A 15,363-nucleotide genomic window follows, 5' to 3' on the forward strand; every position below is an offset into this window, starting at 1 on the left:
AAACAGCGTTGCTCGGTGCGGCGCGGTTCAGCGCCGCACGCGGATCCGGACGATGTCGATGAGCACGGCGACGAAGATCATCGCGCCGCCCGCCATGGTGATGTAGTAGGCCGAGATGCTGCTGAGCTGCAGTCCGACCTGGACGACGGTGATGAGCAGGATGCCGCCCAGGATCCCGGCGACCTTGCCGACGCCGCCGGTGAGGGAGACGCCGCCGATCACGGGCGCCGCGATCGCGTACAGCAGGATGTCCGAGCCGATGGTGGAGTTGACGCCGGACAGGTACGCCGTGGCGATCCAGCCCGCACAGCCGGCCAACAGCCCGGAGACCACGAACGCGCTCATCCGCACGCGGGTGGTGCGGACACCGGCCGCGAACGACGCGCGCTCGCTGCCGCCGGTCGCGTAGATGCTGCGCCCCCAACGGGTCCGGTTCAGCAGGACGAAGACGACCACGAACAGGATCACCAGGGCGAGCGGCATGATCGGCCAGCCGCCGATCGACTGGGTGCCGATGAAGGTGTACCCGGGCTGGTCGATGGTGATGGTGGTGCCCTCGGTGATCGCCAGCACGGCGCCGCCCAGGGTCAACCCGACCGCGAGGGTGGTGATCAGCGAGTTCATCTTGAGCTTGGCCACGCAGAAGCCGTTGATCAGGCCGATCAACCCGCCGGTGGCGATGACCAGCAGGATGCTCAGGAGCGGAGGCACGCCGTTGTTCACCGCGACGGCGCCGATCGCCCCGCTGAACCCGAGGACGCCGACCACGGACAGGTCGATCTCGCCGATCAGCAGCGTGAAGGCGATGCCGACCGCCAGGAAGCCCAGCGTCGTCGCCTGCACCAGGATGTTCTGGGCGTTGGGGATGCTGAAGAAGAACGGGTTCAGCAGGTACCCGACGATCGCGAACAGGACGAGCAACACCCAGACGATGTTGTTCAGGACCAGCGGGACGGCGCCCGGTCTTCCCCTGGTGGCGGCCGTGGCCCTCGGCACCGGTGGGCCGGTGGGCGTGACGTGCTCGGGTGACTGCGTCTGGCTCATGCCGATACTCCCGTGTGTTCCACAAGGCTGTCGATGATGGCGTCGGCGGTGATGTCCGCGCCGGTGAGAACCCTGGCCACGCGCTGGTCCTGGAAGGCCACGACGATGTCGGCGACGCGGCACATCTCGTCGGCGTCGTAGGTCAGCAGGATGACGCTGATGCCCTGGCGGGTCAGTTCGTCCATCAGGCCGTGGATCTCTTCCTTCGTCCCGACGTCCACGCCCACCGTCGGCTCGTCCAGGATGATCACCCGCGGGTTCAGCGCGAGGATCGCGCCGATCAGCACCTTCTGCTGGTTCCCGCCGGACAGCTCGCCCACCGGCTGCTGCTGACCGCTGGAGCGGATGTGCAGCCGCTGGTTGATGGACGTGTAGTAGCGCTTCATGGCCGGGAAGTCGACCAGGCCCCGGGAGGTGGGCCAGTTGCCCAGGTGCAGGCTCTCCATGATGGAGATCTCCTTGACCAGGCCCTCGTGGATGCGGTCGTCGGTCAGGTAGGCGATGCCGGCGGCGTGGGCCGCCGGCACGTCGGCCGTCGCGACGGCCTTGCCGTCCAGGACGATCTCCCCGGTGTGGCCGGGGTTGAGTCCGCCGATGGCGCGGGCGAGCTCCTTCGCCCCGGAGGACGGCAGTCCGACGAACCCGATGATCTGGCCGCGGCCGATCTCCAGGTCGATCGGGCCGACCCCGGGTGCCCGGAAGTCCCGCAGCTCCAGGTGCGCCTGCGCCTCGGGGACGGGCACGCGGTGGAACTCCTGGACGGCCGTTCCGGTGACCAGCTCGGAGATCTCGGCCGAGGAGATGCTCCGGGGGTTCACCCCGGAGGCCACCAGGCGACCGTCGCGGAACACCGTGCACTCGTCGCAGATCTCCTGGATCTCGCTGTTGTAGTGCGAGATGAAGACGAAGGTCTGCCCCTCGGCGTTGAGCTCCCGGATCCAGTCGAACAGCTCACGCCGTTCGCTGCGGCTCAGCGCAGCCGTCGGCTCGTCGAGCATGGCCAGGCTGCCGCCCTCGCGCAGGGTGCGGGCGATGGCGAGCCGACGCTGGTCGTGCAGGGACAGCTCCGCGGCCGGTGTCGAGACGTGGAACGGCAACCGGTAGCGCTCGAGCACCTCCCTGGCCTCACTGCGCACTTTGGACCACTTGACGAGGCCACCGGCCCCGCGGGGCAGGTTGGGCATCATCAGGTTCTCCGCGACGCTCAGCGCACCCACCAGCTCGGCGTGCTGGCCGAGCAGGTGGATGCCCATCGCCCGGCGCTCGGTGTACCCCGTGGAGGTGATGTCGGTTCCCTCGTGCAGGATCTCGCCGGCCGTCGGCCGCACCGAGCCGGCGATCATGCCGACCAGGGTGGACTTGCCCGCACCGTTCTTGCCGAGGAACCCGTGGATGGATCCGGCCGCGATGGTCAGGTCCAAGGGCTCCAGCGCGTAGTTCTCGCCGTACTTCTTCTCCAGGCCCCGCGTCTCCAGGACGACCTCGCCCCGTTCCACCGTCACTGCTTGATGCCCCACTTCTGGGTGACCACGTTCGCCCACTGCCGCGGGTCCTCGACGTTGTCCTTGTCGATGATGTACGGCGGGATCGTCATGACCGGGCCGTTCGGCGTCGAGTCGATCACCGAGCTCTCCCAGAAGTAGTCCTTGTTGTCGTAGGCACCCAGCGGGATGGCCTGGCCCTTGGCCGTGTACGTGGTCAGCATGTCCACGCAGATCTCGCCGTAGGCGACCGGGTCCTGGGACACCGGCGCGTCGACGGTGCCGTCGCGGAACCACTGCAGCGCCTGGGGTTCGCCGTCGATCGTGGTGACGATGATGTGCCCCTCCTCGCCGACCTTCTTCAGCCGGTCGGCGGTCTGCATGGCGGTGATGAAGCCGCGGGTGATCGAGTCGCTGGGGCCGTGGATGGCGTCCAGGTCGGCGAACTCCGACAGGGTGGCGCCGGCGACCTGGCGGGCCGTGGTCTCGCTGCCGTCGGTGGGGCGGGAGATCAGCTGGATCTCCGGGTACTTGGCGAGCTCGGCCTCGAAGGCGATCTTGCGGGCGTTCCAGGCCGCGGAGGACAGCGCGCCGTACCCGTTGAAGACCTGGCCGCGCTCGGTGCCGTACTTGGCCTTGAGCAGCTCGACCGTCTTCTGCGCGGCCAGGGTCCCGGCCATGGAGTTGTCGAACGCGACCTGGAAGTCGATCTCACCATCGGTGACCAGCGAGTCGACCGCACCGAAGGGGACCTTGGCGCCCTTGGTCTGGGTCGCGATGGGAGCCCACGCACCCGAGTCCACGGTGTCGACGACGAGGAACGACGGCTTCTGCACCAGCAGGGTCTTGGCCTGGTTGAACTGCTGGCTGGAGTCCTGCTTGGCATCGGTGGAGTTGTAGGTGAAGCCGAGCTCCTCGGTGCGCCGCTTGATCGACTCCGCCAGCATGACGAAGAAGAAGAAGTCCATGCCCTTGTTGGCGTAGGTGCCGGTGCCACCACCGCCACCACCGCCGGCGCCCGAACTCGCCCCGGACGCGCCGGCCTGGGCGCCCTGACCGCATGCGGCCAGCAGGGCGAGCCCGGCGGCGCCGAGCGCACCCGCCCCGAAGGACCGGCGGGAAATACGCGACATCTCGTTCACGACTTGGCTCCTTTGCCTGTGACCACGGTGCGCGGGACGGCGACCGGGGGTGCTGCGACCCGGCGGAGCCGGTGCGCGGGGGGACGACCGGGGGACTACGCCCAGTCGAAGATGATCTTTCCGGCGAGGGCCTGATCGGCCTCCTCGAAGGCGAGCTCGAAATCGGCGATGGGGACGACCTTGTCGACGGTGGCCATCAGGTCGACGAGCTCGTGCGAGCGGACGAACTCGAGCATCGGCTGCCAGTCCTCGATGTCGAAGATCCAGGAGCCCTTGATGGTCACCTGGCGCAGCACCGCCTGCGGAACCGGGCCGACCGAGGTGTTGTGCCCCAGGCCGACCAGCACCACGGTGCCGCCGCGCTTCACGGTGGGTACCAGGATCTCGTGGACCGAACCGACCCCGGTGGTGTCGATGATCGAGTCCGGGCCCTCGCCATCGGTCATCGAGTGCAGGAGCTCGGTGAGCGAGCCCTGGGCCCCGTCGACGACCTCGACCCCCATGGCTTCCGCGACGCCGCGGCGTCCCGCGGAGACGTCCATCCCGATGACGCGCATGCCCATGGCCCGGGCGACCAGGACGATGTTCAGGCCGACCGGCCCCAGGCCCCACACCGCGAGGGTGCCGCCGGGGAAGCTGAACGCGTTCCGGACGGCGCCGTAGGCGGTGCCAAAGTTGCACACCAGCACCGAGCCGTCCGCCCAGGTGAACTCGTCGGGCAGCGGGAGCACCAGCCCGGCCTCGAGCAGGATGTATTCCCCGTTCGAGCCGTCCAGGTTCTCCTGCATGGCGATGCGCTGCGGGTCGGAGGCCGGGGCGCTGTAGTTGTGCGGGCATTCCTTGTAGCGGCGGAGTTGGCAGAACTTGCAGACGTTGCAGCCGGCGACGTGGTAGCCGACGACCCGGTCGCCGACGGCCGGCCAGGCCACCCCGGCGCCGACCTCGGCGACCTCGCCCACGGGCTCGTGTCCGCTGATCGTCACGCCCCTGGAGCCGACGGTGGCCGCGGGCGCGCGGTAGACGTGCAGATCGGTCCCGCAGATCGAGGACGTCTTCGTCCGGATCAGCACCTGGCCGGGGCCGACGGTGGGCTTGTCCCGCTCCACCAGCTCGACGACGCGGTCGCCCTTGAACACGTAACCCTTCACGACATCTCCTTCAGTGCGGATCGACCAGCGGAAGCGGGGTGGGTGGTCATCGGGCCACGGCGCGGTACTGCTCGGGGGCCCAGGGCAGTTCGGCCCCGGCGTACTTGGCGGCCCGGACGTCGCCGGAGCGGGCGTGACCCTCGAAGAACTCGACCCGGGCGGCGCGGCCGCACAACTCGCCGAGGGCGGCCGACGCGGCCTGGTCGGTGACCTCCTGATAGGTCACCGTCTTGAGGTACTTCCCGACCCAGAGCCCGCCGGTGTACCGGGCGGCTCCGCGGGTGGGCAGCGTGTGGTTGGTGCCGATCACCTTGTCGCCGTAGGAGACGCAGGTGCCCTCGCCGAGGAAGAGCGCGCCGAAGTTGCGCATCGTCTCCAGGGCCCGGCGGGGTTCGGCGGTCAGGATCTGCACGTGCTCGCTCGCGAACGAGTCGGCCACCCGGTAGGCGTCCTCGAGGTTCTCGGTGACGATGACCTGGCCGTGATCGCGCCAGGCGGGACCGGCGAAGTCCTTCGTGGGCATGTCGACCAGCAGCCGGTCGATGTGCTCCAGCGCGGCCCGCCCGACCTCCGCCGAGGAGGTGACGAGGATGGCCGGTGAATCCGGCCCGTGCTCGGCCTGGCTGAGCAGGTCCACGGCCACCACGAACGGATCGGCGAACTCGTCCGCGACGACCAGGGTCTCGGTGGGACCGGCGAACAGGTCGATGCCGACGCTGCCGAACAGCTGGCGCTTGGCCTCCGCCACGTAGGCGTTGCCCGGGCCGACCAGCAGGTTGACCGGTCGGACGGTCTCGGTGCCGACGGCCATGGCCGCGACGGCCTGGACCCCGCCCAGCACGTAGATGTCGTCCGCGCCGGCCAGATGCATCGCCGCGATGGTGGCGGCGGGGATCTCCCCGCGGATCGGCGGGGTGCAGGCGGCGACCGACTCCACGCCGGCGACCTTCGCGGTCACCACGGTCATGTGGGCCGAGGCGACGAGCGGGTAGCGACCACCGGGCACGTAGGCGCCGACCGCGGAGACGGGGATGTTCTTCTGGCCGAGGTGGACGCCCGGAGACATCTCGACCTCGAAGTCGGTCATCGAGTCGCGCTGGTGCTGGGCGAACCGGCGGACGCTGGCCTGCACGGTCGTGATGTCGGTGATGACCGCCTCCGGGACGGTCGCGACGATGCGCTCGATGTCCTCGGCCGACAGACGGAAGTTCTCGGGGGACCAGCGATCGAACTTCTCGGAGTACTCCCGGACCGCCACGTCACCGCGGGTCCGGATGTCGGCGATCACGCCGGACACCGTGTCGGCCACCCCGGAACCCACCGACGACGGGGCCGTGGGCGATGCTTGCTTGAGGTGCTGCGAGGCCACCATTGATCCTCCATTGGGTCGGGGTGTACTCGGTCTGTCTACCGGTCATGCGCATGACCGTCAAGCAGCGCTGTGACACTGTGGACGCTCAAGAAGGGGGCATTCATGCGTATGACTGAATTGTCGGGGAGCACGACGTGGTGACCGGGTACGACGTGGCGCGGCTCGCGGGGGTCTCGCAGTCCGCGGTCTCCCTGGCGCTGCGTGACTCGACCCGGATCTCGCCGGAGACCAAGAAGCGCATCCTGGACGCGGTGGAGGCCCTGGGCTACACACCCAGTCAGGTCGGCCGCAGCCTGGCCACCCGGCGGACCGGGCGGATCGGGGTGGTCACCGGGGAGCTGCTGAACCCGTTCTACCCCGCACTCCTCGCCCCGTTGCACGATGCGCTGATGGCCTCCGGGAACTGCACGGTGCTGCTCACCACCAGCGCCGACGGATCCGACGAGAAGACCGATCTCGCACCGATCTTCGACGGCTCACTGGACGGCGTGGTGCTGACCGCGTTGACCGTGTCCTCCCCCCTGCCCGGTGCCCTGACCCGGGCCGGGATCCCGTTCGTCTTCCTCAACCGCGAGGTGGACGGGGACGACGCCGACTCCTGCGTGCCCGACGACGACGGTGGCGTGCAGACCGTCGTCCGTGAACTGGTGGGCCTGGGTCACCGACGCCTCGGGATGATCTCCGGCCCGATGGACGTGAGCACCGCCCGGGCCCGCCGGGCCTCGTTCGTCCGACACCTCGCCGATCACGAGATCGCCCTGCCCGACGAACGCATCGTCGTCGGCAGCTTCACCCACGAGGCCGGCCAGCGGGGCCTGCGGCAGCTCCTGGGCGGGCCGCACCCACCGACCGCCGTGTTCTGCGCCAACGACGTCATCGCGCTCGGTGCGCTGGATGCGGCCGCGGCCGACGGCATCGACGTCCCGGGCGACGTGTCCGTGGTCGGTTTCGACGACATCGCCCCGGCCGGCTGGTCCGTCTTCGACCTGACGACGGTCCGGGTGAATCTCGCCGCGATGGCTGCGGGAGCGGCGGAGTTGCTGGTCCGCCGGATCCGGGACAAGGAGGCCGCACCCGAGCGACGGGTCGTCGCCACCACGCTGGCCCGTCGTCGGACGCACGCCGCGGTCCGCGGCTGAGACCGCCGGTGTCCGGAGGCGGCCGACCGGCCGACCACGCCGACGGCCCTACCCCACCGGCCGAGCATCCGGTCAACCGGTCAGAGCGACCGCCTGGTCACCCGGGCCGCCGAGGTCCCGCCGACACCCGTCGATCCACACCGCCCGGCCGGGGCCGGCCGCCCGCAGCGTGAGCACATCGCCGTCCAGGGAGACGATCTCGGCGGTGGCGGCCACCCGACGGCCGGCCATGCCCACGTCGACCGGGAGGATCAGCCCCGTCCGCGGGGCAAGCTCGACGGTGTCCCCGTCGAACAGCGGACGGCCGTCGAGGGTGAACGACACCGTGCTGGTCAGCCCGGTCACCGTCATGACGTGCAGGAAGCGGTCGCCGTCCGGGGTGCGGGTGGTGGTGGCCAGCACGCCGGGGGTGTCCCGCTCGATCCGCAGACCGGGGCGACCGCCCAGCCGCCCGATGATCTCGCCGAGGAACTCCGGCGGCAGGGCCACGTCCGCCGCGATCACCACCGCCTGCCCGGCACCCAGCCGGACGTGGGCAGCGACCGGGCGGCCGGACATCGCATCCCGCAGCAGGACCTCACCGGCCGGCACGTCCAGCACCTGCATCCGGCCCACCCGCACCTCCGGCCGGTGCGCCGCCCACCCGGCGCCGACCAAGGAGGCGAACGGCAGGTCCGCTCCGGTCAGCGTCTCCCCCGCCCGCAGCCCCAGCGCGTCGGCGAAGATCGTGCAGGACGCGCCGTCGTCGTCGCGGGTGGGCAGCGACCCGACGAGCAGCAGTCCGCCGCCCGCGGTCACGTGCTCGACCAGCCGCCGCTGCAGGGCGGCGCCCAACACCGACGGGCTGCCCAGTACCACGACCCCGCCGAGTGCACCGGCCCCACCGAGATCGACTGCGCAATAGCGGATCCCGGCCCCCAGCAGGGCGCGGGCCAGCACACTGCCGGGGCCGCCACCGCGGGCGTGCCGCAGGTCATCGGTCAGCTCGGGCATCACCGCGTTGCCGCGGTAGGTGTACTCGGTCGCGTAGTGGTCGGGGACGAAACCCACCGTCACGTCGTCGAACTCGGGCTGCCAGGTCGCCGCCCAGCGCTCGTGCGCGCGGGCCACCTGGAGCGCCTCCCGGGTCGACGCGTACGCCGGGCCGGGCCGCCCGTCGGGATCGACCGGCGCCGCGCTGCCGTGCCGCTGGCCGGTGATCCCGAATCGGTGGGTGCCCCGGTCGTCCACCCGCTCATCGAGGAAGTTCTCCCCGCCGGCGAACAGGTACGCGTTGAACAACCGGGTGCCCTGGGACAGCAGCAGCCGGGTCTTGAGCACCACCGACGTGGGGTCGGTGAAGGCGCCCTCGTCGCCGCCGTAGTCGCCCGTGCCCACCTCGAACTCCAGGCTGGTCAACGGCTGGCCGGCGTCCAGCGTGGCGTCGAGGAAGGCGTGCACCAGGTACAGCTCGGCGGCCGACGCCCAGGTCAGCGTGCCCACGTAGTGGTCGGACCCGGCCGTCCGGTCGGCCCGCCCCCGCCAGGTCTCCAGCAGCTGGGCGATGCCGATCGGGAACGACGCCGCCCCGCCGGCCTCGGTGCCGTGCACGTTGATCAGGAACGGCACCCCGCCGAATCCGCTCTCGGTGGCGAATCCGGCCAGGGCGTCGACGTACCGGGCGAACCGGCCGCGCAGGAACGTGCTCAGGTCATGCCGCAGCGCCCCGCTGCTCTGCAGCTGCGGACTGCGCACCAGGCTCGCCCACCCGACCGGATCGTCGGTGAGCACCAGCGGCGCACCGGGGTACCGCAGGACGAGACCGTCCGGGCCGTACCGGTCCTCCAGCCAGGTGTGCAGATCGGCCAGCAGATGCTCGGTCAGGTCCGGGGTGTTGGAGACCCAGGCGAGCATGCCGATCTCGTTGTCCAGCTGGACGAGGGTCACCGGGCCACCCACGCCGGCCATCCGCGGCGCGAGGACCGCCCCGACAGCGGCGTACCAGGAACGGGTCTCGGCCAGAAAGGCCGGCGCCAGGTAGTCCAGCGTGGACGTCGGGGCAGGTGCGCCGTCCCAGCCGACCGGCCGGATCTCCGGGTGCTCCACGGCCACCCGACCGGGCACGCCCTCGTGCCGCAGCTCGGCCATGGTGAACGGCCCCGGCCGGGCCAGGAAGGCCAGTCCCTTGGCCGCGGCCAGGTCGACGAAGGCGCCGAGATCGAGCTCGGGGCGGGTGCGCCCGGTCAGATCGAGGGTGCCGTCGGGCAGCTCGTGCACCACCCACGGGATGTAGCTGGCCACCGTGTCCGCCCCAGCCGCCACCAGCAGGTCGAGCCGGTCGGACCAGTCCGCACGGTCGAGCCGGAAGTAGTGGATCTCCCCGGCCAGCACCATCACCGGCCGACCGTCCAGCCGGATCTGCTTGTCGACGAAGTGCACCTGCACGCTGTCCTCCTCGCACGGGAACGGGACGGGGGCCGTCACGGCCACCCGTCCCGCGGATCGGTCAGGCGACCCGGCCGGCGGCCTTCGGGTCGGGGATGGCGGCCAGCAGGGTCCGGGTGTACTCGTCCTTCGGGTGCAGGATGACCTGCGCCGCCGGCCCGGACTCGACGAGCTTCCCGTGGTTGAGCACCAGCGCTGAGTCCGCGAGCATGCGGGCGCTGAGCAGATCGTGGGTGATGTAGAGGATGCCCACGTGCTCGTCGACGACCAGGGCGTTGAGCAGCTCGAGGATCTCGGCGCGGATCGACACGTCGAGACTGGAGATGGGCTCGTCGGCGATGATCAGCCGCGGGCCGGATGCCAACGCCTTGGCGATGACGACGCGCTGCCGCTGCCCGCCGGACAGCTCGTACGGGAAGCGGCCGAGGAAGCGGGCCCCCGGGGACAGGCCCACCTTCTCCAGCAGCTCCACACTCCGCTGCGTCAGCGCCTTCCCGCGCAGCCCGGCGAAGTTGTGCACGGGCCGGCCGAGCGTCATGCCGATGGTGTGCGCCGGGTTCAGCGCCGCGTACGGGTCCTGGAAGACGTACTGCACGCTGCGCCGGAACGCCTCCAGCTGCTTGCCGCGGATCCGCCCGACCTCCTGGCCCGCCCCCTGATCACGACCGCCGTCGCCCGGCGGGTGGAAGCGGACGGACCCCGCGGACGGGCGCTCCACCCCGGTGATCATCCTGGCCAGGGTGCTCTTCCCGCTGCCGCTCTGCCCGACCAGCGCCGTCACCTCCCCCTCGCGCAGGGTGAAGCTGACGTCGTCCACGGCCTGGATGGTGTGGGTCTTCATCTTCTGCCGCCGGGTGAAGGTCTTGCTCACCGCGTCGACCTCGATGATCACCGATCCGCGGCGGGCCGCCGGGTCGGTGAGTTCCTTGACGAACGCCGGCCCGGCGAACCCGGCGATCGGCTCGCCGACGTCCTCGGGCAGGTCACGCAGCCCGTGCTGGGCCTGGGCGACCAGGCAGGCCACGTCCACCCGTTCCACCCGCTGCAGCGGCGGGTCCAGCGTGGTGCAGGACGCCACCGCCTCCGGGCAGCGGGGGGCGAAGGCGCAGCCCGGCGGGCGCTGCCGCAGGTCCGGCGGGCGCCCCGGGATGTAGGTGATGGCCACGGTCTCCGCCCGCGGGTCCCCGTAGGAGCCCAGCAGCGCCTTGGAGTACGGGTGCAGCGGCTTCTCGAGCAGGGCGCGGCTGGACCCGATCTCGACCATCCGTCCGGCGTACATGACCATGATCCGGTCCGAGGACTCCAGCACCGTGCCCATGTCGTGGGAGATGAACAGCACGGTGAACTTCTGCTCCCGCTGCAGCTCGCGGATGTTGTCCAGGATGGTCCGCTGCACCACCACGTCCAGGCCGGTGGTCGGCTCGTCGAGCAGCACGAACCGCGGCCGCAGGGCGAGCGCCAGGGCCAGGTTGATCCGCTGCTTCATCCCGCCGGACAGCTCGTGCGGGTAGTTCTGCAGGAAGGACGGGTCGATGGAGACCATCTCCAGCAGTTCGGCCGAACGGGCGGCAACGGCACGGTCGTCCAGATCGGTGTGCGCGTGGAGCACGTCGGCGAACGAGGACGCGATGCGGGTCACCGGGTTCAGGCTGTTCATGCTGCTCTGGAAGACCGTGGCGATGTCGCTCCACCGGTGCGTGCGCAGCTCGTCCTCCGAGAGCGCCAGGATGTCGGTGCCGTCGAACAGCACCTGGCCCGAGGTGATCTTCGCCGGGCTCTGCCGCAGCCGGAGCAGCGCCACCCCGAGAGTGCTCTTGCCACAGCCGGACTCACCGATGAGCCCGACGAACTCCCCCTCGTGCAGATCGAAGCTGACGTGGTCGACGGCGGTCAGCCCGGAATGCATCCGGGGTTCGTAGCGGACGGTCAGGTCACGCACTTGAAGCAACGGCTTTCGAACGGCCATGTCAGTCCTCCCGCAGGTGGGGGTTGCTCAGCAGGTCCACGCCGAAGTTGACGAACGTCAGCGAGGTGATCAGCAGGGCGAGGGCGATGCCGGGGACGAACAGCCACACCCAGAGGCCCTGGACCAGGGCGCCGTTGGCGTTGGCCTGGGCGAGCATCTGCCCCCAGCTCACCGAGGTCGGGTCGCCGAAGCCGAGGAAGGACAGGCCCGCCTCGGCGACGATGGCGCCGGTGGAGGCGCCGATGAAGCCCGCCGCGATGAGCGAGGTCATGTTGGGCATGATCTCGCGGAACACGATCCGCAGGGTGCCCTCGCCGGCGAACTTGGCCGCGGTGACGAACTCCCGGTTCCGCAACGTGATGATCTGCGCCCGCTTGGCTCTCGCCGCCCCGGCCCAGCTGGTGATGCCGATGACGAAGACCAGCAGCAGCAGCCCGCGGGTCTCGCTGTAGGCGATGATCACCATCATCAGCGGCAGCACCGGGACGACCAGGGCGAGGTTGGTGAAGAAGGACAGCACGCTGTCCAGCCAGGACCCCTCGGCGTAGCCGGAGACCAGGCCCACGAACACGGCGATCAGGGTGGCGAACAGCCCACCCAGCACGCCCACCCCGAGGGAGAGCCGGGTGCCGTAGAGGAACTGCGACAGGATGTCGTAGCCCTGGGACGTGGTGCCCAGCAGGTGGTCCCCGCTGACCGGCAGCACCGGTTCGAAGGAGCCGTCCAGCGGGTCGTAGGGCGCCAGCAGCGGCGCGAACACCGCGATGAGGACGAAGAACGCCAGCATGCACAGCCCGACGCGGGCCTTCCCGCTGGACCAGATGATGGCGTACCAGCGGGGCGGCTTCGCGCCGCGATCCGCGTCGTCGGACCCGAGCTCGTCCACCCCGGCGGGCGGCCGGGTGGGGTCGACGGCCTCGTTCAGTTCGGCCGCGCCGGGTACGGACTGGGGCAGGGGGACGGTCATCTCAGCTCTCCTTCCGGGCGCGCGGATCCAGGACGCCGTAGAGCAGATCGGTGATCAGGTTGGCCACCAGCACGGCCAGGATGGTGAACAGCAACAGGGCCTGCATGAGCGGGAAGTCGCGGTTGCTGGTCGCCTCGCCGATCAGCCGGCCCAGTCCCGGATAGTCGAAGATGGTCTCGACCAGGATCGACCCGCCGAACAACGCCCCCAGGGACAGCGCGAAGTTGGTGACGCTGGGCAGCAACGCGTTCCGCGCCGCGTACTTCAACGCCACGGTGCGGTCGGACAGGCCCTCGGCGCGGGCGAGGCGGATGTAGTCCTCCCCGAGCGTCATCACCATGGTGTTGCGCATGCCCAGGATGAAGCCGATGGGCGCGGTGACCATGAGGGTGAGCGCGGGCAGGAAGGCGTGGGCGATCACGTCCGCGACGAACTGCCCGTTCCACCCCGGGGTGGTGTAGCCGTACCCGCCGGACGCCGGGAACCAGCCGAGCTCGTAGGCGCCGAAGAACAGGATGAGCAGGCCGATCCAGAAGGTCTGCAGGTTGCCGATGAAGGTGGACCCGATGGAGATGAACCCGTCGAACCGGCTGTTGCGCCGCCATGCCGCCCACGCGCCGAGCAGGGTGCCGATGACGAAGGAGAGCACCTGGGTCAGGCCGACGAGCAGCACCGTCCAGGGCAGCGCCTTGGCGATCACCTCGGTGACCGGGAACGGGAAGTAGGTGAACGACACCCCGAAGTCGCCGCTGAGCAGCGCGCCGAGGTAGTCCCAGTACTGCGACCAGAGACTGCCGGTGGGCTGGCCGAGCATGGCCCGCACCGCCTCCACCTGGGCCGGGTCGACCTGCCCGGTCTCCCCGGAGAGCCGGCGCACCATCACCTCGGCCGGGTCACCGGGCTGCAGGCGCGGGATGAGGAAGTTCAGGGTGACCGCCGCCCACACCGTGAGCAGGAAGTACCCGATCTTGCTGGCGAAATACTTCATGACGGGTCTCCTCTCAGGACACGGGCCGCAGGTGCGGGAGCACGTACAGCGGGTTGTCGGTGGGATAGGGGTTCTCGGTCGACGGCCAGCCCGAGGCGGCGTCGGTGTTGTAGATCAGCCGGGACGGGGCGTACTGCAGGGCGATGTACGGGACCTGCTCGTAGTAGATGTCGATCAGCTGCGCGGCGTAGTCGGCCTGCTCGGCCTCGTCGGTGGTCGCCTCGTACTGCGCGACCAGGGCGTCCACGTCGGGGTTGCGGTATCGGGCCACGTTGAGCAGCAGGTCGTCGCCGGTGGAGATCTGGCTGCTGACCAGCTTCCCGCCCAGGTCCTTGGCCCGGACACAGCCACCGTTGACGTAGTCGAGCAGCATGTCGAAGTCGCCGCTCTTCTTCTGCGCGTCCACCGCGTTGGGATCGGTGGCGATGAGCCGGATGTCGATGCCCAGCGCCTTGAGGTTCCGGACGATCACATCGCCCATGGCCAGGTAGTCGACGAACCCGGCCTGCACGCTGAAGACCAGCGAGATCGGTTCGCCGTTCGGCCCGGTCCGCAGGCCGTCCGGGCCCATCCGGTACCCGGCGTCGTCCAGCAGCTGGGCCGCCTTCGCCGGGTCGTAGGTCAGGTAGCCGCCGTCGGCCTGGTACTTCCCGGGCAGCAGGTCCTGCTGGACGGGCAGTTTGACCATCGTCTGGCTGGCCGGCTCCATCACCCCGAAGCTGGCCTTGCGGGCGAGCTGGGCCTTGTCGATACCGTAGGCCATGGCCGTGCGGAAGGCCGGGTCGCTGGTCGGGAACCGTTCGTTGTTCGGGGCCAGCACCGTGGTGCCGGCCGGGGAGTAGTAGAAGTCGGTGGCGTTGTTGCGGGCCACCGAACGCTCCGGGTTGGGGATGTCGCCGGTGTAGTAGTCCAGGTCGCCGTTGCGCAGCTTGAGTGCACCGGAGTTGGCGTCGTAGGCGCCCTCCAGCGAGATCTGCTGCACCTTGTAGGCGTCGGGCTGCCAGTAGTCGGTCTTGCGGACGAGGGTCAGCCGCCGTCCGTTGAACTCCCCGACCTGGTACGGCCCGGTGCCCACCGGGGTCTTGTCGACGTAGGTGGTGATGTCCCCGCCCGCACCGTAGATGTGCTCGGGGACGATCTTCATGGTGTTGACCAGGGCGTCGAGCTTGCTGGCCGCCGGCCCGGCGAAGGTGATCCGCACGGTGGCGTCGTCGGTGGCGACCACCTCGGTGGCCGGGGCGCCGAACAGCTCACCCCACAGACCGGCCTTGTCGGCGCCGGGATAGGTCTTGGCCGCGTTGAACGTGAACGCCACGTCCTTCGCGGTGAACGGCACCCCGTCCCCCCAGCTGACACCCTGCCGGATGTCGAGGACCAGGGTCTGCGGGTCGGGCCAGGAGTACCCGGTGGCCAGCCACGGCACGAGTTCGCAGCTGAACAGGTCGCGGATCATCAGCGGCTCGTACAGCCAGGTGGCGGTGAGCGGCGCCGGTGCGTAGGGGTTGAAGTTCTCCAGCCCCTGCACCGAGTTCGGCTGCTCCGCCGGCAGGATCAGCTCCTGGATGTACCCGGGCGGTGCCGCCGGGGCGGGGTCCCGGCCGATGCTCGCGCACCCGCCGGCGACCAGTGCGGTGACCACCGTCAGTGCGGTGATCAGCCCTGCTCTCTTCCTCATCACATGACCTCGTCGTC

Annotated in this window: 11 protein-coding genes; 1 reads left to right on the forward strand and 10 read right to left on the reverse strand. The window is 70.2% G+C overall.

All coding sequences use genetic code 11. The features are described 5' to 3' along the window. Positions 1 to 27 precede the first annotated feature (27 nt). From J2S58_RS11045 to hisD, 5 genes are all read right to left on the reverse strand, one after another. Positions 28 to 1,044 carry an ABC transporter permease gene (locus J2S58_RS11045; protein WP_205258318.1) on the reverse strand — a complete coding sequence of 339 codons (1,017 nt, stop codon included), beginning with the start codon at positions 1,042 to 1,044 and terminating at the stop codon, positions 28 to 30. After that, on the reverse strand, positions 1,041 to 2,540 hold the full coding sequence (locus J2S58_RS11050; protein ID WP_205258317.1) for a sugar ABC transporter ATP-binding protein: 1,500 nt from the start codon (positions 2,538 to 2,540) through the stop codon (positions 1,041 to 1,043). Before J2S58_RS11050 ends, J2S58_RS11045 begins: the two co-directional genes overlap by 4 nt. Positions 2,541 to 2,542: 2 nt before the next feature. After that, positions 2,543 to 3,658 carry a sugar ABC transporter substrate-binding protein gene (locus J2S58_RS11055; RefSeq protein ID WP_240189400.1) on the reverse strand — a complete coding sequence of 372 codons (1,116 nt, stop codon included), beginning with the start codon at positions 3,656 to 3,658 and terminating at the stop codon, positions 2,543 to 2,545. 104 nt (positions 3,659 to 3,762) lie between these two features. After that, on the reverse strand, positions 3,763 to 4,815 hold the full coding sequence (locus tag J2S58_RS11060; RefSeq protein ID WP_205258315.1) for a zinc-dependent alcohol dehydrogenase: 1,053 nt from the start codon (positions 4,813 to 4,815) through the stop codon (positions 3,763 to 3,765). 46 nt (positions 4,816 to 4,861) lie between these two features. Further along, a complete protein-coding gene (gene hisD / locus J2S58_RS11065; RefSeq protein WP_205258314.1) occupies positions 4,862 to 6,187 on the reverse strand; it encodes a histidinol dehydrogenase in 1,326 nt (441 codons plus the stop codon). A gap of 134 nt (positions 6,188 to 6,321) precedes the next feature. Between hisD and J2S58_RS11070 the strand changes: the two genes are divergently transcribed. After that, on the forward strand, positions 6,322 to 7,326 hold the full coding sequence (locus J2S58_RS11070) for a LacI family DNA-binding transcriptional regulator (RefSeq protein ID WP_306828240.1): 1,005 nt from the start codon (positions 6,322 to 6,324) through the stop codon (positions 7,324 to 7,326). 72 nt (positions 7,327 to 7,398) lie between these two features. Here J2S58_RS11070 and J2S58_RS11075 read toward each other — a convergent pair whose 3' ends face one another. From J2S58_RS11075 to J2S58_RS11095, 5 genes are read right to left on the reverse strand one after another with little or no spacing between them, the layout of a single operon-like run. Next, complete coding sequence (locus J2S58_RS11075; RefSeq protein ID WP_205258312.1) at positions 7,399 to 9,789, reverse strand: beta-galactosidase; 2,391 nt, start codon at positions 9,787 to 9,789, stop codon at positions 7,399 to 7,401. Between the two features lie 22 nt (positions 9,790 to 9,811). Next, on the reverse strand, positions 9,812 to 11,716 hold the full coding sequence (locus J2S58_RS11080; protein WP_205258311.1) for an ABC transporter ATP-binding protein: 1,905 nt from the start codon (positions 11,714 to 11,716) through the stop codon (positions 9,812 to 9,814). A gap of 1 nt (position 11,717) precedes the next feature. Continuing rightward, complete coding sequence (locus J2S58_RS11085; protein ID WP_205258310.1) at positions 11,718 to 12,683, reverse strand: ABC transporter permease; 966 nt, start codon at positions 12,681 to 12,683, stop codon at positions 11,718 to 11,720. Position 12,684: 1 nt separating this feature from the next. Then, positions 12,685 to 13,671: an ABC transporter permease gene (locus J2S58_RS11090; RefSeq protein WP_205258309.1), complete on the reverse strand. Its 987-nt coding sequence runs from the start codon at positions 13,669 to 13,671 to the stop codon at positions 12,685 to 12,687. A gap of 13 nt (positions 13,672 to 13,684) precedes the next feature. Further along, entirely contained in the window at positions 13,685 to 15,346 is a 1,662-nt protein-coding gene (locus J2S58_RS11095; RefSeq protein WP_205258308.1) for an ABC transporter substrate-binding protein, read from the reverse strand. Between the last annotated feature and the right edge of the window lie 17 nt (positions 15,347 to 15,363).

Source organism: Nakamurella flavida (assembly GCF_030811475.1).
Classification (GTDB): Bacteria; Actinomycetota; Actinomycetes; order Mycobacteriales; family Nakamurellaceae; genus Nakamurella; species Nakamurella flavida.